Annotated in this window: 21 protein-coding genes and 1 tRNA gene; 12 read left to right on the top strand and 10 right to left on the bottom strand. The window is 62.3% G+C overall.

The window, feature by feature from the left end; genetic code table 11:
- Positions 1-69: 69 nt before the first annotated feature.
- Positions 70-714: a DNA alkylation repair protein gene (locus V2B23_RS07805; RefSeq protein ID WP_430950206.1), complete on the top strand. Its 645-nt coding sequence runs from the start codon at positions 70-72 to the stop codon at positions 712-714.
- A 66-nt stretch (positions 715-780) separates the two neighbouring features.
- Here V2B23_RS07805 and V2B23_RS07800 read toward each other — a convergent pair.
- A tRNA-Leu gene (locus V2B23_RS07800) sits at positions 781-866 on the bottom strand.
- A gap of 254 nt (positions 867-1,120) precedes the next feature.
- Here V2B23_RS07800 and V2B23_RS07795 point away from each other — a divergent pair.
- The 7 genes from V2B23_RS07795 (at position 1,121) to pknB (ending at position 10,811) form a co-directional block, all read left to right on the top strand.
- A complete protein-coding gene (locus tag V2B23_RS07795) occupies positions 1,121-2,527 on the top strand; it encodes an FhaA domain-containing protein (protein WP_430949829.1) in 1,407 nt (468 codons plus the stop codon).
- A 188-nt stretch (positions 2,528-2,715) separates the two neighbouring features.
- Positions 2,716-3,180, top strand: coding sequence for an FHA domain-containing protein FhaB/FipA (locus tag V2B23_RS07790; protein WP_430949828.1), 465 nt, complete (start codon positions 2,716-2,718; stop codon positions 3,178-3,180).
- Positions 3,177-4,616 carry a PP2C family protein-serine/threonine phosphatase gene (locus V2B23_RS07785; RefSeq protein ID WP_430949827.1) on the top strand — a complete coding sequence of 480 codons (1,440 nt, stop codon included), beginning with the start codon at positions 3,177-3,179 and terminating at the stop codon, positions 4,614-4,616. Before V2B23_RS07790 ends, V2B23_RS07785 begins: the two co-directional genes overlap by 4 nt.
- The gene (locus V2B23_RS07780) at positions 4,616-6,067 is read left to right on the top strand and encodes an FtsW/RodA/SpoVE family cell cycle protein (RefSeq protein WP_033235334.1); all 1,452 of its coding nucleotides are present in this window, start codon (positions 4,616-4,618) and stop codon (positions 6,065-6,067) included. The genes V2B23_RS07785 and V2B23_RS07780 overlap by 1 nt, the downstream gene beginning before the upstream one ends.
- Positions 6,064-7,530: a peptidoglycan D,D-transpeptidase FtsI family protein gene (locus V2B23_RS07775; protein ID WP_430949826.1), complete on the top strand. Its 1,467-nt coding sequence runs from the start codon at positions 6,064-6,066 to the stop codon at positions 7,528-7,530. Before V2B23_RS07780 ends, V2B23_RS07775 begins: the two co-directional genes overlap by 4 nt.
- 3 nt (positions 7,531-7,533) lie before the next feature.
- On the top strand, positions 7,534-8,883 hold the full coding sequence (locus tag V2B23_RS07770) for a protein kinase domain-containing protein (RefSeq protein ID WP_430949825.1): 1,350 nt from the start codon (positions 7,534-7,536) through the stop codon (positions 8,881-8,883).
- On the top strand, positions 8,880-10,811 hold the full coding sequence (gene pknB, locus V2B23_RS07765) for a Stk1 family PASTA domain-containing Ser/Thr kinase (protein ID WP_430949824.1): 1,932 nt from the start codon (positions 8,880-8,882) through the stop codon (positions 10,809-10,811). Before V2B23_RS07770 ends, pknB begins: the two co-directional genes overlap by 4 nt.
- 15 nt (positions 10,812-10,826) lie before the next feature.
- Here the strand turns inward: pknB and V2B23_RS07760 are convergent, their stop codons facing one another.
- Positions 10,827-11,498 (bottom strand): aminodeoxychorismate/anthranilate synthase component II, encoded by a 672-nt coding sequence (locus V2B23_RS07760; protein ID WP_172937736.1) that lies wholly within the window; start codon positions 11,496-11,498, stop codon positions 10,827-10,829.
- Between the two features lie 22 nt (positions 11,499-11,520).
- Positions 11,521-12,162 carry a DUF881 domain-containing protein gene (locus V2B23_RS07755; RefSeq protein WP_430950205.1) on the bottom strand — a complete coding sequence of 214 codons (642 nt, stop codon included), beginning with the start codon at positions 12,160-12,162 and terminating at the stop codon, positions 11,521-11,523.
- A 208-nt stretch (positions 12,163-12,370) separates the two neighbouring features.
- Here V2B23_RS07755 and crgA point away from each other — a divergent pair, with 208 nt between their 5' ends.
- The 3 genes from crgA (at position 12,371) to V2B23_RS07740 (ending at position 13,842) form a co-directional block, all read left to right on the top strand.
- Positions 12,371-12,634 carry a cell division protein CrgA gene (crgA, locus tag V2B23_RS07750; RefSeq protein ID WP_033235329.1) on the top strand — a complete coding sequence of 88 codons (264 nt, stop codon included), beginning with the start codon at positions 12,371-12,373 and terminating at the stop codon, positions 12,632-12,634.
- Between the two features lie 107 nt (positions 12,635-12,741).
- Positions 12,742-13,233: a PH domain-containing protein gene (locus V2B23_RS07745; RefSeq protein ID WP_430949823.1), complete on the top strand. Its 492-nt coding sequence runs from the start codon at positions 12,742-12,744 to the stop codon at positions 13,231-13,233.
- Between the two features lie 9 nt (positions 13,234-13,242).
- The gene (locus V2B23_RS07740; protein ID WP_430949822.1) at positions 13,243-13,842 is read left to right on the top strand and encodes a TetR/AcrR family transcriptional regulator; all 600 of its coding nucleotides are present in this window, start codon (positions 13,243-13,245) and stop codon (positions 13,840-13,842) included.
- Here V2B23_RS07740 and V2B23_RS07735 read toward each other — a convergent pair.
- From V2B23_RS07735 to V2B23_RS07705, 7 genes are all read right to left on the bottom strand, one after another.
- Complete coding sequence (locus V2B23_RS07735; protein ID WP_430949821.1) at positions 13,835-14,683, bottom strand: TauD/TfdA family dioxygenase; 849 nt, start codon at positions 14,681-14,683, stop codon at positions 13,835-13,837. The two genes, V2B23_RS07740 and V2B23_RS07735, sit on opposite strands and share 8 nt — an antisense overlap.
- A 109-nt stretch (positions 14,684-14,792) precedes the next feature.
- On the bottom strand, positions 14,793-15,746 hold the full coding sequence (locus V2B23_RS07730) for a rhomboid family intramembrane serine protease (protein ID WP_430949820.1): 954 nt from the start codon (positions 15,744-15,746) through the stop codon (positions 14,793-14,795).
- Between the two features lie 17 nt (positions 15,747-15,763).
- Complete coding sequence (locus tag V2B23_RS07725; RefSeq protein WP_033235424.1) at positions 15,764-16,291, bottom strand: peptidylprolyl isomerase; 528 nt, start codon at positions 16,289-16,291, stop codon at positions 15,764-15,766.
- A 324-nt stretch (positions 16,292-16,615) separates the two neighbouring features.
- Positions 16,616-18,013: a dihydropyrimidinase gene (gene hydA, locus V2B23_RS07720; protein WP_430949819.1), complete on the bottom strand. Its 1,398-nt coding sequence runs from the start codon at positions 18,011-18,013 to the stop codon at positions 16,616-16,618.
- Positions 18,010-18,396, bottom strand: coding sequence for an allophanate hydrolase-related protein (locus tag V2B23_RS07715; protein WP_138871205.1), 387 nt, complete (start codon positions 18,394-18,396; stop codon positions 18,010-18,012). The genes hydA and V2B23_RS07715 overlap by 4 nt, the downstream gene beginning before the upstream one ends.
- Before the next feature lie 31 nt (positions 18,397-18,427).
- Positions 18,428-19,603 carry an NAD(P)/FAD-dependent oxidoreductase gene (locus V2B23_RS07710; RefSeq protein WP_430949818.1) on the bottom strand — a complete coding sequence of 392 codons (1,176 nt, stop codon included), beginning with the start codon at positions 19,601-19,603 and terminating at the stop codon, positions 18,428-18,430.
- Positions 19,593-20,561, bottom strand: a complete 969-nt coding sequence (locus V2B23_RS07705; RefSeq protein WP_430949817.1) for a dihydrodipicolinate synthase family protein — start codon at positions 20,559-20,561, stop codon at positions 19,593-19,595. Before V2B23_RS07705 ends, V2B23_RS07710 begins: the two co-directional genes overlap by 11 nt.
- Positions 20,562-20,720: 159 nt before the next feature.
- Between V2B23_RS07705 and V2B23_RS07700 the strand changes: the two genes are divergently transcribed.
- Positions 20,721-21,743, top strand: a complete 1,023-nt coding sequence (locus V2B23_RS07700; protein ID WP_430949816.1) for a LacI family DNA-binding transcriptional regulator — start codon at positions 20,721-20,723, stop codon at positions 21,741-21,743.
- Positions 21,744-21,938: the final 195 nt, after the last annotated feature.

The raw sequence follows: 21,938 nt of genomic DNA, 5'->3' as shown, positions 1-21,938 counted from the left end.
AGACGCGAAAGACAGGAGGCTGAGGTGGCCGATACAGGTGGGGTGGCCGATACGACGGTGGCCGAGGTGATGACCGAACTGGCCGAGCTCGAGGATCCGAGGGCCCGCGCGGTGAACGAGAAGCACGGCGACGACCACGGCGTGAACCTCACCAAATTGCGTGCCATCGCGAAGCGGCTGAAGACGCAGCAGGAACTTGCACAACAGCTTTGGAAGACGGATGACACCGCCGCTCGCTTACTGGCGATCCTGATCTGCCGCCCGAAGGCGTTCGACCGCGAGGAGTTGGACGCAATGTTGCGCGAGGCGCGCACGCCCAAGGTGCACGACTGGCTCGTGAACTATGTAGTGAAGAAGAACCCGCACTCCGAGGAATTGCGTCTGGCTTGGTCAGGCGATCCGGATCCAGTAGTCGCGAGTGCCGGCTGGGCACTGACCACCGAACGCGTGGCAAAGAAACCCGAGGGCCTCGACCTAGCGCGTCTGCTCGACGTCATCGAGGCAGAGATGAAGGACGCCCCCGATCGCTTGCAGTGGGCAATGAACCACACCCTGGCGCAGATCGGCATCGAGCACGCCGAATACCGCGCCCGGGCAATCGACATCGGTGAGAGGTTGCGGGTACTCGAGGATTACCCGACTCCCCCGAACTGCACGTCTCCGTTTGCGCCCATCTGGATCAACGAGATGGTGCGTCGCCAAGACGCTCGGTAACCCGAAGACCGTCCCAGACGCCAAAAAACGAGGCCACAAACTCGAAAGAGTTTGTGACCTCGTCTGTGGTGGGCGAAGGGGGACTTGAACCCCCACGTCCCGAAGGACACTGGCACCTGAAGCCAGCGCGTCTGCCATTCCGCCACTCGCCCGAGCAACGTCGAAACATTATCACGACAACATTTGAAACTTCTATTCGTCCTGGTCAAGGCATGAAATGAAGAACACAGGGTACTTCAGTGGGAGGAACCGATATCATGCAGGAACCAGAGCCAGGTACTGCCGAACAGCCGTTTGACAGTACCGTGGAACCTGACAGTAGTTCGAACGACACGCGAGTGGGCGATGCCGGCGCTAGTTGCCGACCATTTTTCCATTGGTAAATGCGAAGCGAGAGGAGACCCCGATGGGCATCGTTCAGCGTTTTGAGCGAAAGCTTCAAGGAGCTGTCGGCGACGCATTCGCACGTGTCTTCGGCGGCGGCGTCGTACCGCAAGAAGTAGAGGCGGCGCTCCAACAGGAAGCGCGCGACCGCGTCGAGCATCTCGGCGGCGGAATTCTCCTTGCCCCCAACCACTATGTGATCACGATCAACAATTCGGATCACGAGGAGTTGGCGGCCGACCGCGACCTCACTATCAAGGCTTTCAGCCGGCATCTGCAGGATTTCATCCGAGATCAGGGCTGGCAGACGTATGGCGATATTTCGGTGACTTTCGAGCCCTCGCCTACATTGCATACCGGTCAGTTCCGCACCCGCGGCACTGTCGACCCGGACGACGATGCCGATCAGGCACCGCCCCGGTCCAATGTTCCGCAGGTATCGTCTCGACCGCCACAATCACCTGCACCTATTGTTCCCCCTGTTTCGAATCCAGTCCCGTCACAACCAGGAGCCGGCACCATGACGCAGAACTCAGGCTACGAATCCAGCCGCGAACCGGCTGGTCGCCAGCCCGATCAGCAGCCGGCACGCAACGGATACTCACACGACGACAGCAACTACCCCGCGCCGCGGGGCCAGGAAGCGCCGCCGCAGAACGGGTACGACCGCGGTGACGGTTACCGCACCGGTGACGATCAGCCGCAGCAGGCGCCCTACGACCAGGGCGGCTACAACCAGCAGGGTTACCAGCAGCAGCCGAACAACAACCAGCAGGCGTACCAGGGTGGTTACGACCAGCAGGGTTACCAGCAGCAGCCGTACAACGATCAGCAGGGCGGCTACCAGCAACCCGCCTACGATCAGCAGTCCTACGACCAGGGCGGTTACAACCAGCAGGCATACCAGGGTGGTTACGACCAGCAGGGTTACCAGCAGCAGCCGTACGACGCTCAGTCCTACGATCAGGGCAGCTACGACCAGCAGGCGTACGCCCAGCAGCCCTACGAGGGTCAGTCCTACGACCAGGGCAGCTACGACCAGCAGGCATACAACAATCAGGGCGGCAACTACGACCAGACACAGTCGTACGCCCAGCAGGGCTACAACCAGGGTGGTTACGCGCCGGCAGCCCCGCAGGTTGCTGTGACAGCAACGCTCCAGCTCGAGGACGGCAGTGGACGCCACTTCCAGCTCCGTGACGGCAGCAACATCATCGGCCGCGGCCAGGAAGCACAGTTCCGTCTCCCCGACACCGGTGTTTCACGTCGCCATATCGACATCCGCTGGGACGGCCGGACGGCAATGCTGTCCGATCTCGGTTCGACGAACGGCACCACCGTTAACGGCGCACCGGTTCAGGACTGGCAACTCGCTGACGGCGACATCATTCGCGCTGGTCACTCCGAGATCTTGGTCCGTATCCTCTGAGTGTGACAAAGGTTGCTGGCGAATATTCCGATAACAATCGAACATAGGGCGGTCCGTCGGCGCGCCTCCGGCACTCCATGTCAGTATCGTGATCTTTCGGGGCCCCGTGCCCCATATGATGCTGCCAGTCGACAACGCTCGAACCCTTGCTGCGGCGGGGATCGAGCCATAGAAGGAGGTGGACAGCCGTGCAGGGCCTGATTCTGCAACTCACACGGGCAGGCTTCCTGCTCCTCTTGTGGCTGTTCGTCTGGGCAGTCCTGCGCACGCTGCGGTCGGATATCTACGCCGGATCCGGAGTGCGTCTTCCCCAGCGGTACACCCGCTCCGGAAAAGTCCTCCCCTCCCTCGGCAAAACGAAGGTGCCTCGCTATCTGGTCGTCACACAAGGCGCTCTCGCCGGCACTCGCATCACGTTGGGTTCGCAACCCGTCATGATCGGTCGCGCCGACGATTCCACGCTGGTCCTGACAGACGACTACGCGTCGACGCGCCACGCACGGCTCTCCCAACGTGGGGCCGACTGGTACGTCGAAGATCTTGGTTCCACAAACGGCACGTACCTGGACCGCGCCAAGGTCACCACGGCTGTTCGGGTCCCGCTTGGTACCCCGGTTCGTGTCGGCAAGACGGTAATCGAGTTGCGCCCGTGACCCTTGTTCTCCGCTACGCGGCGCGCAGCGACCGTGGTCTGGTGCGCTCCAACAACGAAGATTCCGTGTACGCAGGCGCTCGCCTCCTGGCTCTGGCCGACGGTATGGGCGGCCACGCGGCCGGTGAAGTCGCGTCGCAGTTGATGATTGCGGCACTTGCCCATCTCGACGACGACGAGCCCGGCGAGGATCTGCTCGGCAAGCTCGAGGTGGCAACGCGTGAGGGCAACGACTCCATTGCCGATCATGTCGAGGAAGAACCTGAACTCGACGGCATGGGGACGACGCTCACCGCGATCCTCTTCTCGGGCAGCAAGCTCGGCCTGGTGCATATCGGTGACTCGCGCGCGTATCTGCTGCGCGACAACCATCTGACGCAGATCACCCGCGACGACACTTTTGTTCAGTCCTTGGTCGACGAGGGCCGGATCACGGCGGAACAGGCACACACTCATCCGCAGCGGTCGCTGATCATGCGCGCGCTGACGGGCAACGAGATCGAGCCGACGCTCACCATGCGCGAAGCCCGCGCCGGCGACCGCTATCTCCTGTGCTCCGACGGTTTGTCCGACGTGGTCAGCGACGAAACCATCGAGAACACGATGCGCGAGGGCTCGCAGGAAGAGTGCGCGGACCGACTCATCGAGTTGGCCCTGCGCAGCGGCGGTCCGGACAACGTCACCGTGGTGGTGGCCGACGTCATCGACCTCGATTACGGGCAGTCGCGTCCCATCGTCGCGGGCGCCGCGTCCACCGAGGAAGAAGAGTTCACTCCTCCTCCCAATACCGCTGCCGGACGCGCTGCCGCGATGCGTCCACCGCGCGCAACACCCAAACGTGTTGTTTCCCAACCTGAGCCCGAGCCGAAGAAGAAGCGGAACCGGTTGTGGTGGGTGGTTATCGCCGTTGTGCTGCTCGCGGTCATCGGAGTGGGTGCCGTCATCGGGCGCACCGTCATCCGCAACAACTATTACGTCGGAGCCGACGAGGGCCGCGTCACGGTGCTGCGCGGAATCCCCGGTTCCGTCCTCGGTTATTCGCTGCAGGAAGCTGACTTGATCGGATGCGTCGGCAACGACGACGTCCTGACGCTGGTCTCCCCGAACGAGATTCCGAGCGATTGCAACGTCCTCGAGGTCACCGATCTGCAGCCGTCGGCGCAGGAACAGGTCCGGGCCGGGCTGCCGTCGGGCAATCGTACGGACGCGCAGAGCCAGATGATCCGACTCATCGGCGGCGACCTTCTGCCTCGTTGTGAATCGATTCCGTCCACCACGACTTCGGCGACTCCCACGCCGCCGGTCGGAACAGCGGTGGTTCCGACTACCGAAGCGCCGCCGCCGCCGGTTGAGCCTGTGCCTCCCGTGGCAACAACCACCACTCCGACACCGACACCGACCGGAATTCCCGGTCAGACTTGCAGGACGGTCAACTGATGTCGTCCAACGCCACTGCTGGGACGGCTTTTCCGAGCCCGCCCGGAGGATTTGCTCCGGCGCCGGTCCAGTCGACTCGGCGCAACATGGAACTGATGCTGCTCGGGTTTGCCGTCATCATCACCACGGTGTCACTGCTGCTGGTTGAGGCAAGCCAGGAGCAGAAGATCACTCTGGATCTTGCGAAGTACGCGCTCGCGTACACGGGTCTGTTCCTGATCGCGCACTTGGCGATCAGGCGATATGCGCCGTACGCGGATCCGTTGTTGCTGCCGATCGTGGCGTTGCTCAACGGCCTCGGCCTGGTCCTGATTCACCGTCTGGACCTGGCCGACCAACAGACTGCGCTGTACAACGGCGTCGAAGCACCATCGCCGGACGCTAACCAGCAGGTCATGTGGACGGCCTTGGCGATTGCGGGTTTTGTTCTGCTGCTGGTGTTCTTGAGGGACTACCGGCTGATGGCCCGGTTCAGCTACACGCTGGGTCTTGCCGGACTGGTGTTTTTGGCGATCCCGGCAATTCTGCCGGCGAAGTTCTCGAGTGTGAACGGCGCGAAGATCTGGATTCGCCTACCCGGATTCAGTATTCAGCCTGGTGAGTTCGCCAAGATCCTGCTGATCATCTTCTTTGCGTCGGTCCTGGTTGCCAAGCGCGATCTGTTCACCACGGCCGGCAAGCACTTCCTCGGCATGGACTTTCCGCGTGCCCGCGATCTCGGTCCGATCCTGCTCGCCTGGATCGTGTCCGTCGGGGTCCTCGTGTTCGAGACCGACCTCGGTACGTCGTTGCTGCTGTTCAGCACGGTGCTGGTGATGCTGTACATCGCCACCGAGCGCGTGGGGTGGCTCGTGATCGGTGGCGGACTGCTCGCCATCGGATTCTTCTTCGCCTACAAGATGTTCGGTCACGTCCGCGTGCGCGTCGACACCTGGCTTGACCCGCTCGGCGACTACGCCAACACCGGTTATCAGATTTCGCAGTCGCTGTTCGGCCTGGCCACGGGCGGTATCGCCGGTACAGGCTTGGGCAGTGGCCGGCCCAATCAGGTGCCGTTCGCCAAGACCGACTTCATCATCGCGACCATCGGCGAAGAGTTGGGGCTCATCGGCCTGGCTGCTGTCCTGATGTTGTTCCTGATCCTGATCGTTCGTGGCCTGCGCACCGCGTTGGCTGTGCGTGACAGCTTCGGCAAACTGCTTGCCGCCGGATTGTCTTTCACGATCGCGATCCAGATCTTTGTCGTCGTCGGCGGTGTCACCAAGCTGATTCCGCTCACAGGTTTGACGACGCCATTCATGTCGTACGGCGGTTCGTCGCTCCTCGCGAACTACCTCCTGATGGCCATCCTCATCCGAATCTCCGACGCGGCCCGCGCGCCGGTAGTTGCCAAGAAGAAGGGTCCGCCCCCTATCGCCGACGCCAATACCGAGATGATGCCGCGCGTATGAACACTCCCCTACGCCGCGTCGCGATGGCCGTCATGTTGATGGTTGTCGCACTCCTCGCCAACGCGACTTACGTTCAGGTCATCAAAGCCGATGACCTGCGGGCCGACCCTCGTAACTCTCGGGTGCTGCTCGACGAGTACTCACGCCAACGTGGTCAGATCTCGGCTGCCGGTCAGGTACTCGCCTCGTCCAGCATCACCGAGGATCGGTACAAGTACCTGCGTGAATACCCGAATCCGTACCCGTACGCACCGGTGACCGGCTTCTACTCGATGCAGTACGGCAGCACCGGCCTCGAGCGCACCGAAGATCCGATCCTCAACGGTTCGGACAACCGGTTGTTCAGCCAGCGATTCTTCGACCTGGTGTCCGGACGCGATCCGCGCGGCGGAAACGTCGTGACCACTCTCAATCCGGCAATGCAGCAGGTTGCCTACGACCAGTTGACCAGCAAGGGCTACACCGGTTCCGTCGTTGCGATCGAGCCCAGCACCGGCCGCATCCTGAGCATGGTGAGCACACCGAGCTACGACCCGAACCTGCTTGCGGGCCACGACGGCGCCGAGACCACGAAGGCGTGGGACGAACTGAACGCGGACCCAGCCGATCCGTTGGTAAACCGGGCTATTTCCCAGACCTACCCGCCCGGTTCGACGTTCAAGGTGATCACCACTTCGGCCGCGCTCACGAACGGTGCCACCCCGGACGATCAGCTGACCGCGGCGCCGCAGATCACGCTGCCCGGAACCAGTACCACGCTCGAGAACTACAACGGAAGCACCTGCGGATCCAATCCGACGGCGTCGCTGCGTGACGCGTTTGCGCGTTCCTGCAACACCGCATTCGTCGAGCTGGGCATCAAGGACGGCGCCGACGCAATCAAGGACGAGGCCAAGGCGTTCGGCATCGGCCCCAACACTCCCGCCATCCCGTTGTCGGTCGCCGACAGCACCGTCGGCGACATCCCCGACGACGCGGCACTCGGACAGACCAGTATCGGTCAACGCGATGTCGCTGTGACGCCGCTCGAGAATGCCGTGATCGCCGCTACCGTCGCCAACGGCGGTGTGCGGATGGCTCCCAATCTGATTTCCCAACTGCAGGCTCCGGACCTGACCGAACTCAGTGCACCTGCCCCGGTATCGATGGGTCAGGCGATTTCACCGACGGTGGCGGCAACTCTGACCGATCTGATGATCGGTTCGGAGAACTTCACCGGCGGCGAGGGCAAGATCCCCGGCGTCCAGATCGCATCCAAGACAGGCACCGCCGAGCATGGCGTGAATCCGCGCGAAACACCGCCGCATGCCTGGTACATCGCGTTTGCACCGGCTCAGAATCCGACGGTTGCAGTCGCCGTCATCGTCGAGAATGGTGGCGACCGCGGACTTGCCGCTACCGGTGGCTCGGTGGCTGCACCGATCGGTCGAGCAGTTATCGCAGCCGGAATACAAGGGGGCTGAACCATGGCGTTGAACAATGGCGCTTTGATCGCCGATCGTTACCGACTGAACCGTCTCATCGCTACCGGCGGTATGGGCCAGGTCTGGGAAGCCACGGATTCCCGGCTCAATCGACGCGTTGCCGTCAAGGTACTCAAGTCCGAGTTCTCGTCCGATCCGGAGTTCTTGGAACGTTTCCGGTTCGAGGCGCGCACCACAGCGCAGCTGAATCATCCCGGCATTGCCGGTATTTACGATTACGGCGAGACTCGGGACAGCTCAGGCGATTCCACTGCCTACCTGGTGATGGAACTGGTCAACGGCGAACCACTCAATGCCGTGTTGGCGCGCGTCGGACGTCTTGCGGTTCCGCATGCGCTGGACATGCTCGAGCAGACCGGTCGGGCGCTGCAGGTTGCGCACGATGCAGGTGTGGTTCACCGGGACGTCAAGCCGGGCAACATCCTCATCACACCCGCGGGCCAGGTCAAGATCACCGATTTCGGTATCGCGAAGGCCGTCGAGAGCGCGCCTGTCACGCGCACCGGAATGGTGATGGGCACCGCCCAGTACATCGCTCCCGAGCAGGCCCTCGGCCAGGACGCCACATCGGCCAGTGACGTGTATTCGCTGGGAATCGTTGGTTACGAAGCACTTTCGGGCCGACGACCGTTCACCGGCGACGGTGCGCTGACCGTCGCGATGAAGCATGTCCAGGAGATTCCGGCTCCGATGCCGGCCGACCTGGCACCCAACATCCGCGAACTCATCGACATCACGTTGACCAAGGACCCGGCCGGTCGTTATACCAACGGCGGCGAATTCGCCGACGCCGTCGCCGCCGTCCGCGCTGGAAGGCGTCCGCCGCCACCAGGATTGGGCCAGGGCGGCACGCTGCCGCCGACGGGCGCCACTCAGATAATGCCCCCGACCGCCGGATACGCGGGTCCGGCCGCGATGGCCGCGGACGATGCGGCCGCAGCAGGTGGACTGACCAGTGGACAGAAGGCGATGGCGTGGGCCGGCGGTGGATTGATCGCTCTGGCGTTGATCATCGGCGGCGTGTGGATCGCGACGGACGGACCTGACAATTCCTCGCCTGCCGTCGTGACGTCGTCGACGACCACGCGGCCCACCACGACGACAACGCGGCCGACAACAACAACGACGCGACCCACCACCACAACCGTCGAGCCGACCACGACAACAACCCGGCCGACGACAACAACGACCGAGCCGACCACCACGACAACAACGGTGCCGACTACGACGACCACCACCGAGCCGACCACCACAACGACCACAACCACCACCACGACAACTACAACCACCACGACAAACGCTGCAGAAGAACCGCTAGGACAAGACGAATGACGACACCTCGTAATCTCTCCTCCCGATACGAGCTGGGTGAGATTCTCGGCTTCGGTGGAATGTCCGAGGTTCATCTGGCACGCGACCTCCGCCTCAGCCGAGATGTAGCCATCAAGGTCCTGCGGGCCGACCTCGCGCGCGACCCTACGTTCTACCTGCGGTTCCGTCGTGAAGCACACAATGCTGCCGCGCTGAATCACCCGGCGATCGTGGCTGTCTACGACACCGGTGAGGCCGAGACCGACGCGGGACCGCTGCCGTACATCGTGATGGAGTACGTCGACGGCGACACCTTGCGTGACATCGTGCGCAGCAACGGCCCGATGGCACCGCGTCATGCGATGGAAGTGATTGCCGACGTCTGCGCCGCACTCGACTTCAGTCACCGCAACGGCATCGTCCACCGTGACGTCAAGCCGGCCAACATCATGATCAACCGCGCCGGCGCCGTGAAGGTGATGGACTTCGGTATCGCCCGAGCGATCTCCGACGCGTCCAGTCCGATGACGCAGACGGCTGCCGTGATCGGCACGGCCCAGTACCTCTCACCCGAGCAGGCTCGCGGCGAACAGGTCGACGCACGTTCGGACGTCTACTCACTCGGCTGTGTGCTGTACGAGGTCCTGACCGGTCAGCCGCCGTTCTCCGGCGACTCTCCCGTTGCCGTGGCGTACCAGCATGTCCGTGAGGATCCGCCGACGCCGTCGGAGATCAACCCCGACATTCCGCGCGAGCTGGACTCGATCATCCTCAAGGCGATGAGCAAGAACCCCGCCAACCGTTACCAGAGCGCGGGCGACATGCGCAGTGATCTGGTTCGGGTGCTGGGCGGTCAGCGTCCGAGCGCACCGATGGTGATGAACGACGAGGATCGCACCACGATCCTCGGGGCCGTGGGCAGCGAGACCGGAAATCTCCGCACCGCAGCCGATCCCGTTGCTCCCGTCACCGCCGCCGCCGCGAGTAGGCGGGCACCGGAACCGCCGGCCAAGAAGAAGGGTCTGCGCTACGCGTTGATGGGCTTCGCGGCCGTCATCGTCATCGCGTTGATCGGCGCCTTCCTGTGGCAGGTGAACTCGCCGAAGACGGAAACCGTCGCCGTGCCGACGGGGCTGACCAATCAGCCTGCCGATTCCGCGGAGGCGACGCTCCGCAACGCCGGCTTCAACGTCGAGCGGCAGAACAAAACCGACAAGGTTGTTGCGCCGGGCAATGTGATCACCACCCGCCCGGTCGGCGGAGTCAACCTCGAAAAGGGCAGCACCGTCACGCTCGACGTCTCCACCGGACCGGAACAGGTCGCCATCCCGCGCTTGACCGGATTGAGCCAGGACGACGCCGAACGCAAACTCAGCGCGATCGGCCTGCGACTCGATCCCACGATCGGTCAGGCCGCGTCGACGATCGCCGAGGTCGACAAGGTTGTCAGTCAGGATCCGGCGGTCGGTGTTTCGGTCGTTCTCGATTCGGCTGTCTCGATCACCATCGGCTCCGGTCCCGAACAGGTCCGCGTTCCCGACGTCACGGGCCAGCGTGAAGAGGTGGCGCGACCCAACATCGAAGGTGCCGGATTTGTCGTTCAGATAACCGAGATCGACTCAGGGTTGCCTGCAGGCCAGGTCGTCTCCACTGATCCCGTCGGTGGAACCTCTGCCACCAAGGGTTCGACGGTGACGCTCCGGGTGTCCAACGGCAACAAGATCGCGATGCCCGATCTGACCAACAAGACTGTCTCCGAGGCGTTGACGACCCTGCGTGCAGCCGGCTGGGCCGGAACGGGAGGCCAGTTGGTGCAGACGCAGACCACCACATTGATACCGGAAATGGTCGGCAAGATTCTCTCGCAGACTCAGCCGGCCGGGTCCGAGATCTCCAAGGACGCGGTGATCACGGTCAGTGTGGGAGCGTTGGGGATTCCCAACCGATAGGTCAGAGTCGGTAAATCAGAGTATTGCCGGCAGGGCTCCACCGAGCGCCGACGCGACCTCAGCTTCGAGGGCAGCGACAAGCGCTTCCGGTGGAGCCTCGCCGCATACCGTCAACCAGTTGGCCAGCATCCGATGCCCACCCTGCGTGAGGACGGATTCGGGATGGAACTGCACGCAGTGAATGGGAAGTTCGCGGTGGCGCATCGCCATCACGACGCCACTCTCGGTGTGCGCGGTGATTTCCAGTTCGTCGGGAATGGTGTCCTCGAGAACCGTCAGCGAGTGGTAGCGCGTCGCAGTGAACGGATTGGGCAGTCCGGCTAGAACACCGACGTTCGTGTGAAGAACCTTGCTCGTTTTTCCGTGCAACAACTCCGGTGCACGGTCCACGGTGGCTCCGAAAGCGGCGCCGATCGCCTGATGGCCGAGGCAGACCCCGAGTACCGGCGTCTTGGTATCGGCACATACCTTCACCAGGTCCATGGTCACTCCCGCACGTTGCGGAGTGCCGGGGCCGGGGCTCAGGAGAATGCCGTCGAACTGCTCTGCAGCTGCGTGCAGCCCGCCCGGTGCGGTCAGTCGCGGATCGTCGTTGCGCCACACCACGGCTTCGGTTCCGAGCTGACCCAGGTACTGAACCAGGTTGAACACAAAGCTGTCGTAGTTGTCGACGACGAGAATCCTCATAGGAGCAGGGTAAACGCCCGAGCTAACCGCCGGTGTACGCGGGCACTGTGATCTCGCCCGAACTCGCCTGCGTGTAGCCGAGGCCGAACCTGGTGGCGTACTGCTTGAACACCCGAATTCCCGGTTCGCCGGCCAACGCCGCCTCGAGCCGTTCGGTGTCACCGATCGCCCGCATCACGTACGGCGGGCTGTACGTCCGGCCATGCAGGAGCAGCGTGTTGCCGATACACCGCGGCGCCGACGTGTTCACGATCCGCTGATCCTGCATCCCGACCGCTTCGGCTCCACCCGCCCACAGTGCGTTCAGGACACTCTGGACGTCCTGCTGGTGCACCACCAGGTCGTCCGGGGTGGCGTCGACGGGATACTTGCCATCCGCGTTACGCGGAGCGTCGGTCATGGTGACGACTACACCGGGACCGGTCATGGCCGTCAGACCCGCGTCGACGGACATCGCGTCGAGTTGGGCAAGTGCTTCGGCAACACCGTCGTCGGACCGCGCGGCCTCCACTTGAAGTGCGTTCAGCTGTGTCGAGAGTTCGTCGCGGGTCATGGAAATGCCGTCGGCGTTTTCCTGCGCGCTGCGCACAAGATCGGAGAGCCGGGTGCTGTCGGTGACCTGAAGCTGATTTTCTTCGGCCGAACGCGAAGCGGTGGCGACCATCAGTCCAGCCACGAGGCAGACAACAAGGACACCGATGCGCCAGAAGGTGCGTGACCCGGTGGACCTGACGGTTTGTCCCACGTCACTCTCCTAGTTCCTGTCCCTGGTTCTTCCACAGTCATGCCCAGTCGGCCCGTGACCGGCCGGACCCAGCTACGTTAGCGTGTAGGTACACATATGCAGGTCACACCGTAAGAGCGAGGACGTTATGCCCAAGTCGAAGGTACGCAAGAAGAACGACTACACGATCAACCCGGCGAACCGCACTCCGGTCAAGGTGAAGATGGGTCCGTCGAGCACGTTGTACGTGTCGGTGATGCTCGGTTTCATGCTCGTCGGATTGGCATGGTTGATTGTGTATTACTTGGCAGCAGATTCCATCACATGGATGAACGACTTGGGAGCGTACAACTTCCTGATCGGCTTCGGATTCATGGTTGTCGGGCTCATCATGACCATGAAATGGCGTTGACCTGCGCGTTCCCGATTTCGACCTGATCGTGACCGGCTTTCAATTACATGGGTGTCATTCATCCCCAGTGTGGATAACTCCTGTGGACAACCTAGGAAGTTATCCACATGCTCGAGGATGAATTTCATCCACAGCCTCGTGACAACGGCTCGGACGTGGTCTCGTGGGCCACTCCGATGGGTGCTGTCTACGCGATGTTCGCCGGTGGAATCGCGCTTGCGATCGCCGCGATCGTGGTGCCGACTGAGACCGCAGGACGGTTCCTTCTCGCACTCGCCGTGATCGGATTGTTCGTGATGGCCGGGCTCGCTCTGAAGCAGCGGCCACGACTCGCCGTGATCGACGACAACGGCGCCCCAGCTATCGCCGTGCAGCGGCTACTCGCGCGCCACGTGTTTCCCCGGCCGCAGATCGACCGGGTGCGCCTGGTGCGCTACCCGCGTCTGGGTCGACGCGTCCCCATGCTCGAGATCGACATCGTGGACCGTGCGACCGACACGGAGAAACTGTTGATCTTCGGACGCTGGGATCTGGGTACCAACCCCGAGGATGTCCTCGAGGTACTCACAGTCCACGGCTTGGTGCCGCCCGAGAAGTAGAGTCGAGCGGTGAGTAGTCCAGAGAGCGCGGAGCGCGACCGCCTTCTCGACCTCGCGGCCGACTACGTGCTCGAGTTCGGCGTCTCCTCTGCAACACTCCGCGGGTTGAGTCGCGCCCTCGGCTCCAACAATCGCATGCTCCTGTACTACTTCGGAAGCAAGGCCGGTTTGCTCCTCGAGGCGCTACGCCGCGCCGGGCTTCGTTTTCCCGGAATAGCTCACCTCCTCGATCTGATCCGCGATTCCGAGATCCCTGTCGCGGACCGTCTCCACGGCGCGTGGGACATCCTCGCCGACCCCGAACTTGTTGCGTACCATCGGCTCTTCTTCGAACTCTTCGGGGTGGCCGCATTCGACTCGGAGCAGTACCGACCCCTCCTCGAGGGCGTCGCCAACGAATGGGCCGACGAAACTGCCCGTGCCATAGCCGAAACCGGCGTCGACGCCGAACTTGCCGAAACTCTGGGACACGAAATCGTGGCCGCGTGGCGAGGCTTCCAGATGACGCTGATCGGCGCGGGAGACAGAACAATGGTCGATCGCGCCGCCCGGCATCTGACGGAGTCGATTGTTGCCACCATTCACTCTGCTGCGACGCCGATTACATAGCCAGCGCCGCAAGGTCCGGTTGCACGATGTCGAGGGCTTGCTGTGGAACCGCGACTGCCTCGGTCGACCATCCCCAGATCGAGTACAACTCACGGTTCGGATCGGTGTATCCGTCACGGCCGTGCAGCACGCGGTAGTTGTCGATGCAGATCATCTCGCCGGCCTCGGCGCGGAACATCGGTCCGCTGTCACGCACGTGAGTCACCGACTCGCTCCATTTGCGGACCATCGGCCACTGCGTGTCTTCGGATTCACCCTCGATCGGTGCGAGGAAGGGGTGGTATCGCGCCTGCTCACGACCACTGGCAACCGTCCGCGCGATAGGCGAGAACGTGGACTGCTGAAAGTTCGGTTCGGAATGGTCGATGTCCACGCTCCAGCAGAAGTCCGCGAGCTCGGCCGTCGACGGATCCAATGCCAGCAGCCTGGTGAGCTTGACCGCATCGATCAGGAACGAATCTCCACCGCTGGGAAGCGCCGGCTGCTTGCACCACAGGAACAGATAATCGGGAGCGTAGTCACCAAAGGCAAAGCCGTCGTTGTGCGCCGTCATTCGGTCCGGCGACATGTCTAAATACCGCTTGCGGCCACGCTGGTCCACCGGCTGCTCGTCCACAACCGCAGCTTCCGCGTCCTGGCTGCGGGCTGTTGCCTCGAACTGGCGTCCGACGCGGATGTACTTGTCACCGAGGAGCTTCGACGCAAACGCGATAGCGTCGGCCTCCGTATGCAGTCCACCGAAGACCGCGGCGCCGTCAAGAGCGATAGCTGCCCGAACAGCTGCCACGGTGTCCACGCGCCGGGGAACGACACTGGCCGTTGTCAGTTGAGAAGAGAACATTCGTGACTCCCTACGTCGAGTTGAACCAAGTGGTTCAACTTCAGATTAGGGAGGTGGGATTTCGCCGATGTAACTCCGGAAACCGATTCGGTTACGGGCGGCGGGCTATCTAGCTGCTGGTAAGGAACAGACCCTGCTCGCGCAGTTGCACGACGCGCATCACGATGATTCCGATCGTGACCACGGTGACGGCGCCAAAAGCGATCCAGCCGATCCGGACTGCTTTCAGCCGATCTTGACCCGCACCCAACCACTGCGGCACGTACAGGAAAGCAGCAGCGGCCGCAGCGCCTGCCACCAGACCACCCGCGTGTCCCCAGAACGAGATACCCGGCAGTGAAATGCTGATGATCACGTTGATCGCGATCACCGAGATGATCGGGACCGGGCTACGACGCAGACGCAGCAGCAGAACCGCCTGCGCGCCCATGATGCCGAAAATCGCACCCGACGCACCCGCGGTCCACGACAGAGACGTCACCGACGCAAAGACCGGTTGAAACGCCATCACCGACGCGCTGCCGCCGACCAACGACACAAGATAGATGCTGATGTACCGGGAGCGGCCCATCACGATCTCCGTGTCGCGGCCCAGGATGTAGAGCGCATACATGTTGACGGCCAGATGCAGGATTCCGAAATGCAGGAACCCCGATCCGATCAAACGGAACCACTCGCCGCCCGCAACCAGTGCGGGATTGAGGGCCCAGTTCGCGAAGATCGACGAATCGACCTGATTGTTCATGATGCTGCGCGACTGCACGAGCGTCGCCAGGAACGCCAGGACGTTGAGGCCCATGAGCGTGTACGTCACGACCGGTACCGGCCGCGCCTGCGTCACGGTATTACCCGCGACGCCACGCACCGGGCGAATATCGCGTTGACCGGCAGCTACACAGTCAACACATTGGTAGCCCACCGCAGCCTCACGGAGACAATCGGGGCACGCTGGGCGGCCGCAACGATTGCAGGCGAGAGCGGTGGGTCGATCTGGATGGCGGACGCACCGCGGTTGGGGCGGGAGGCCCTCACTCGCACCGCCGCCCCAACCGCGGTTAGTCATCTTCGTTGTTTACCTGTTCAGGAGATGGTGATGCTGTTGATGACGACCGGCTCGACCGGGCGATCGGAGCGATCGACCGCGGTGGAGGAGATAGCGTCGACAACCTTGCGGGACTCGTCGTCGAGAACCTCACCGAAGATGGTGTGGCGACGGTTCAGGTGCGGAGTCGGGCCGGTGGTGATGAAGAACTGCGATCCGTTGGTGCCCGGGCCGGCGTTAGCCATGGCGAGCAGGTAGGAGCGGTCGAACTGCAGTTCCGGGTGGAACTCGTCGCCGAACTGGTAGCCCGGGCCGCCACGGCCGGTTCCGGTGGGGTCGCCACCCTGGATCATGAAACCGTCGATGACGCGGTGGAAGACTGCGCCGTCGTAGAACGGTCCGGTCTTGGCGCCGGATGCGTTCTCGGTGGAGTATTCCTTCGAGCCGTCGGCCAGGCCGACGAAGTTCTCGACGGTCTTCGGCGCGTGGTTGCCGAACAGAGCGATCTTGATGTCGCCGCGGTTCGTGTGCAGCGTTGCGGTTGCGGTCTGATGAGTTGAAGTCACCACCCCATCGTGCCATTGTCTGGCTTCCGATGGATGTGAGGCTGCCAAACCGGGGCAAAAGCCAGCGTTCAAGCTTTCCCAGGCGATCGCCAGTTTCGCGGAACCTCGCTACCAGGGAGCGCTGGAATCATTCGAGATGCGCACACCATGGACCTGAGCTACCTGACTAATCTTTTCGGCGCCTTCACCGACCTCTTCAGCGCCCTCGATTTCTTCAGCGGATCGCTCGGCTGACACCACACCTGCACTGACCACGCACTGTTGAGCTGTGGGGCTGCGCTCCCGCCCGACTGTGGCCCCACAGCTCAACTACCGCAACAAGATCTAACACATGGACGTGAAATCCATTGGTGCGGATGGTAAATGGCGTCCCCTCGGAGTGTCGTCCACCAGAATCCCGTCATCGACGACGACGTGACCACCGACAACAACGGTCATCGGCTTTCCGCGCAGCCGCCGACCTTCGTAGGGCGTGTAATCGGTAGCCATGTGCAGGTCCGCGTCCGACACGGTCCATTCCAGATCGGGGTCCCAGATGGCTACATCGGCATCGGAACCCGGCATGATCGAACCCTTGCGCGGATAGAGCCCATTGGTGCGAGCCGGATTGGCAGCAGTCAACTGCACAAAACGGCTGGGCGACAGACCCTTGTCCGCAACAAACTTCGAGAATACGACGGGCAGGCGAGTCTCGACGCCCGGCAAGCCGTTCGGCATATGACGAACATCGTGGCGGTGTTGACGCTTCTGCGCGGTGTCGTAGCAGCAGTGATCGGAACCGATGGTCGTGATGTGACCGGTGAAGAGGTGCTTACCCAATCCGTCGACGGTATCCGGTGAACGCAGCGGCGGACAGCACACAAATCGTTCCGGTTCTGAGCCTTGGTACACCGAATCATCCAGTGTCAGATGATGTGCCACAGCCTCGGTGAAGGCTACCAACCCACGCTTTCGAGCATCGGCAACCAGTTCGACAGCCGCCGTCGACGATTGATGCACAAAGTACACCGGCGCCTGCTGCGATTCCGCAATAGCCAATATTGCTGCTACCGAGGCTGTTTCAGCCAATTCCGGACGCGTGGTCGCCATACCGGCCGCATCGATCTGCCCACAACTGGCGGCGGCATTCTGCGCGTCACCGACAATGGCGTCCGATTCGCAGTGAATGATCACCATGCCACCAAGATCACGCGTGGTTTGCATGGTGCGCAGGATGGTGTGCTCGTCGGCCATCGACTCGCCGGCATAGGTCGTGAACATCTTGACCGTGCGGATTCCGTCGGCAGCCATCGTTGCCAGTTGACCGGCCGTCGTATCGTCCCACTCGACGACACATCCATGCAAAGCCGAATCACACAGACCCTCGGCGGCTTTGGTTCGTAGCTTGTCCGCCGCATCCAACGGATCCTGACCCGGCCGGGGAATCGCAAAATCGATGATGGTGGTGGTGCCGCCGAAAACAGCGGCGGTAGTGCACTCGGCGCACGAATCGAGCGACGTGAACTCGCCCGACGTGAATCCGACGTGACAGTGCGGATCCACGCCACCCGGCATAACCAGCTTCCCCGTAGCGTCGAGCACCGTCGCACCGTCCGGAATCGGCCCGCCCGGCTCGGCTATTGCGATGACCTTGCCGTCGCGCATCACCAGATCGGCGAGCCCGCTCCACGACGACTCCACCACCGTTCCGCCCCGCACCACAGTAAGTGGAGAGGTGGTCACGACTTACTCGCAAGGTACGCACGCCAGCCGCCGCGGTCGCTGATGTCCACCACTTCGGGACGATCCAGCCACTCGGCCCGCATGCGCATGGACAACGACCCTCGTCCGTCGGCAAGAAGAATCACTCCAAGTTCCAACTCCTCCGGCTCACGGGGCAGCAGTTCGAGCCGCAGGAGGTCGTAGTCGACCTCGTACAGCTCACCGGGAACGGTGAATCCACCTTCGGCCACTGGGTGTAACCCGGGGAATTCGTCTCGCACGGAGAAGAACTGGTAGTTCGGCGCGGTATCGACCGCACCCAGGAACGTTGCCCCTGCCAGCGCGTCGTTCAGTGTTCCGCCGGACAGTGCTTGCCCGTTGACGAACATCGTCACGGTTGCCATCTTGTCTCCTCTAGTTCGAACAACGTTGGTATCAGTGCGAGGCGGTCAGTCGCGCCGGCGCGAAGGAACTGACATCGACAGCCGGTTCCTTGCCCTCGACCAGAGCCGTGAGGACGTCGGCCCACAGCGACGCAAAGGTGAACGAGTAGGTTCCACCGGCAACAAAAACGCCTGGTGCACTCTCGAGTTCACCGATGATCGGCAGTTCGTCGGGTGTGGTCACAACCGGGCCGGTCCAGACGTCGGACAGCTCGATCTCACCGAGGCCCGGCAACAACCGCCCGGTCTGGGCGAGATTGCCCGCGATGCTCTCCTCACGGATCGGTGCCGCACCTTCCGGCCGGAACTGTCCTGCGGGCCAACCGCCGCCGAGAACTATGCGATTGCGCCTGTCCTGCTTGATCGAAATACCCTCACCGACGTGCTGTACCAACACATTCAAGGTTTCAGGCGGGGCGGCAAGGGTGTGCATTTGCAGCGACAGAGCCCGTAGGTCCAGTCGCACGTCGACCATCGCGGCGACCTCTGCCATCCACGGGCCCGCAGCATTGATCACGCGGGGTGCCTGCCACGTCCCCTTCGCGGTACTGACGTTCCAGGATTCACCGATCCGCTCCATTGCCGTGACCTTGGTATCGGTAGCCAGCTGCGCACCACGAGCAACCGCTTCCGCCAGGAGAGCCGGGCCCGCGATATCGGGTTCCGCGTAGCCGTCCAAACCACACCAGCTGGCACCGGCAATGGTCGATCCGAGCAACGGAAGCTCTTGGCGTGCTTCGTCACCGGTGAGCAGACGGGTTGGAATTCCAACTTCCCGTTCCCATTCGTGCTTCTGTGCCAGAGTGGCACACTGCTCCTCGGTCTCAGCCACCATGTAACCGCCGCACCGGACCAGTCCGACACCGCCGGGAACGTCGTGCTCGAGCTGATCCCACAACTGACTCGCCGCCAGCTGCAGTGGCAGCAGACGACGCACATCCAGTGCCACACCCTGACCTGGTCGACGTGTGTGAATCGTCTGAATGTGCAAATTACCGGCCGTCGTTCCCGATCCGGCGCAATTGGGTACCGATCGATCCAGCACCACGACACGGAAGCCTGCATCGGTCAGTCGAAATGCCGCTGCAGCTCCCACAATTCCGGCACCGATGATGACAACATCGACCTCGCTGGTCATGAGCCCGGTTGTCATGAACTCAGTGGACATGTGTGAACTCCTTCGACGTGTGTTCTGTGGCTTCAGCTATGCCGGATCGATCGATGATCGCCTGCAGAGCTTCGATGATGTTCGGGTCGGTGACCGGCAGCAGCGGTTCCCGCACCTGACCGCCTGGCTGCCCCAGCAGGTTCATGACCGCTTTGAGCTGGGGAATCGGTGACGCGTGAATGCCGCTGTAGTCACCGTTGATCAGCGCACCGGACAATGCACGGTAACGGTCGGCCCATTCCTGCGCTGCGGCCGCATCTTTGGCTGCAACAGCGCGATAGAAGGGGACCCCGAAGGGAGCGCCGACGCCGCCGCCGTCGATATTGCCGTCACCACCGAGTTCGAGAAGCGCGGCCAGTCCGCGGCGATGCAGGAAACTACCGAAAACCCGTACCTGCGAAGAGAACTGCTCGACGGTGTCGAGCATGTTCAGCCAATCGCCGGTGCTGTCCTTGATCGCCACCACATTCTCGAGATCCGCGATCCGGGCGAATAATCCGGGAATCTTGCCCATGTCCACCGAGACCCCGCGTGGCCAGTTGTACGCCATGAACGGTAGATCTGTTGCTGTGGAAACACTTTCGTAGTACGCAACCGTCTCGTCAGCCGACGTGTGAACGTACGGCGGCGGGGTCGCAAGAATTCCGTCCGCGCCGGTGCTCGCCGCGTGCTTCGCGAGTCGCCGTGATTCGTCAGCCGTGTACGCGCTCACTCCGATCAGGACGGGGAAGCGACCACTCACGGCGCTCACTGCTACCTCGGCGACGAGTTTGCGCTCGGCATGGGTCTGAGAAAACCACTCACCGGTGCTGCCGTTGATCAGAACTCCGTCGACGCCCATACGTGCGTAGAGCTCCATGAGCTCGGCAAGTGCATCGACATCCACCGCTCCAGCAGCGTCGAACGGGGTGGGAGACGCGGGCCAATAGCCCGACCAAGCGACATCGTCGCGATTCATAGAAGTAGACCTCTCGATGGAGATGCACAGACTGTGTGCGATGGGATCGATTCCATACATTGCTCCGAAGCGGTAAAATCGTCAAGCCAGGAAACAGACTCGTAACACGGGCATAGTCGAATTAAGCAACCACGCAGTCAATGAAGCCAAGAGGACACGATGACAGTCACCCTGATCGATGTCGCAAACGCCGCCGGTGTTTCGCGAAGCACTGCATCACGCGCATTGAGTGGATCGACGTTGATCTCTCCGCAGACCAGGGCAGCCGTGCAGGAAGCCGCGCGCAAGCTGCAGTACCGCCCCAATCGCGCCGCGAGCGCGCTGCGGTCCCGGCGGTCACACCTCATCGGTCTCGTGATGAACAACCTGCTCAACGCGTCGTTCCACACGGTCGCCGAAGTAGTGCAGAAAAGAGCGTCGGACAAGGGTTTTCAAGTCATCCTCTGCATCACAGACGCTGATGTGTCGCGTGAACGTGACGTGCTCGAGATGCTGGCCGAGCACGGCGTGGACGGGACGATCGTGATCGGTAGCGGCCGTAACGCCACCGCGACCAACGACCTGCTCTCGGGAAGCGCCGTCGTCAACCTCATTCGGACTGTGGAAGGCAGCAAAGCACCCAACGTTCTTGCCGATGACATCGACGGTGCCATGTTCGCTACCCGTCATCTACTCGCACTCGGCCACCGCAACATCGGCTATATCGGCGGCACCGACGACGCGACGTCCGGCCGTGAACGGTTCGAGGGATACCGCCGCGCGCTGGCAGAGTACGGCGTCGAGGTGGATGAATCACTGGTCAGAAAAGGTTCTTTCACAACGTATTTCGGAGCCGAGGCAATTGGTTCCCTGCTCGATCACGCGCCGAAGATGACTGCGTTGTACGCCGCCAACCACGAAGCGGTTTTCGGCATTCTTCCCACCCTCGTCGGCCGTGGCGTGAGCATTCCGAACGAGTTGTCCCTGGTGTGCCACGAGGACATGCCGTGGCTAGAGATGTGGCAACCCGCGATCACCACGATCGACAACGGTGCAGTACAACTGGCCAATGTCGCAATGGATCTTCTTTTCCAGCAAATAGATTCGGGGAAACTCGGCAAAGAAGACCAGGGCCGTACCTACCGGATCGGCTCGACGCTGATCGAGCGAAATTCCTGCGCGCCACATGACGGAGGTCACTGAAAACAGCAACGATCGTGGCGCACGACACGCTGTTTCGTTAACAGTTCGTTTCGTCGGTATCTCTCGCGTTAACGGCGTTGACCCTTCATCAATCGCGTGCCAAGCTCAGTGCAATCGATCCCATGAAACTGATTCGGACGATTCAGAGCCTCCCGAAAATGTGCTTTGGAGCCCGAAAAAATGTAGGCGGAAGCC

Origin of the sequence: Rhodococcus sp. 24CO (assembly GCF_050586165.1) — a bacterium.
Classification (GTDB): domain Bacteria; phylum Actinomycetota; class Actinomycetes; order Mycobacteriales; family Mycobacteriaceae; genus Rhodococcus_F.
The sequence above is the reverse complement of the archived record's forward strand: the minus strand, read 5'-3'. Positions and strand labels throughout refer to the sequence as shown.

Excerpts from the sequence above, each read along its gene's own strand:
- V2B23_RS07805 (WP_430950206.1), top strand. The coding sequence starts at position 70 with ATGACCGAACTGGCCGAGCTCGAGGATCCGAGGGCCCGCGCGGTGAAC.
- V2B23_RS07795 (WP_430949829.1), top strand. The coding sequence starts at position 1,121 with ATGGGCATCGTTCAGCGTTTTGAGCGAAAGCTTCAAGGAGCTGTCGGC.
- V2B23_RS07780 (WP_033235334.1), top strand. The coding sequence starts at position 4,616 with ATGTCGTCCAACGCCACTGCTGGGACGGCTTTTCCGAGCCCGCCCGGA.
- V2B23_RS07775 (WP_430949826.1), top strand. The coding sequence starts at position 6,064 with ATGAACACTCCCCTACGCCGCGTCGCGATGGCCGTCATGTTGATGGTT.
- V2B23_RS07770 (WP_430949825.1), top strand. The coding sequence starts at position 7,534 with ATGGCGTTGAACAATGGCGCTTTGATCGCCGATCGTTACCGACTGAAC.
- pknB (WP_430949824.1), top strand. The coding sequence starts at position 8,880 with ATGACGACACCTCGTAATCTCTCCTCCCGATACGAGCTGGGTGAGATT.
- V2B23_RS07760 (WP_172937736.1), bottom strand. The coding sequence starts at position 11,498 with ATGAGGATTCTCGTCGTCGACAACTACGACAGCTTTGTGTTCAACCTG.
- V2B23_RS07755 (WP_430950205.1), bottom strand. The coding sequence starts at position 12,162 with ATGGTCGCCACCGCTTCGCGTTCGGCCGAAGAAAATCAGCTTCAGGTC.
- crgA (WP_033235329.1), top strand. The coding sequence starts at position 12,371 with ATGCCCAAGTCGAAGGTACGCAAGAAGAACGACTACACGATCAACCCG.
- V2B23_RS07745 (WP_430949823.1), top strand. The coding sequence starts at position 12,742 with ATGCTCGAGGATGAATTTCATCCACAGCCTCGTGACAACGGCTCGGAC.
- V2B23_RS07735 (WP_430949821.1), bottom strand. The coding sequence starts at position 14,683 with ATGTTCTCTTCTCAACTGACAACGGCCAGTGTCGTTCCCCGGCGCGTG.
- V2B23_RS07730 (WP_430949820.1), bottom strand. The coding sequence starts at position 15,746 with ATGACTAACCGCGGTTGGGGCGGCGGTGCGAGTGAGGGCCTCCCGCCC.
- V2B23_RS07715 (WP_138871205.1), bottom strand. The coding sequence starts at position 18,396 with ATGGCAACCGTGACGATGTTCGTCAACGGGCAAGCACTGTCCGGCGGA.
- V2B23_RS07710 (WP_430949818.1), bottom strand. The coding sequence starts at position 19,603 with ATGTCCACTGAGTTCATGACAACCGGGCTCATGACCAGCGAGGTCGAT.
- V2B23_RS07705 (WP_430949817.1), bottom strand. The coding sequence starts at position 20,561 with ATGAATCGCGACGATGTCGCTTGGTCGGGCTATTGGCCCGCGTCTCCC.
- V2B23_RS07700 (WP_430949816.1), top strand. The coding sequence starts at position 20,721 with ATGACAGTCACCCTGATCGATGTCGCAAACGCCGCCGGTGTTTCGCGA.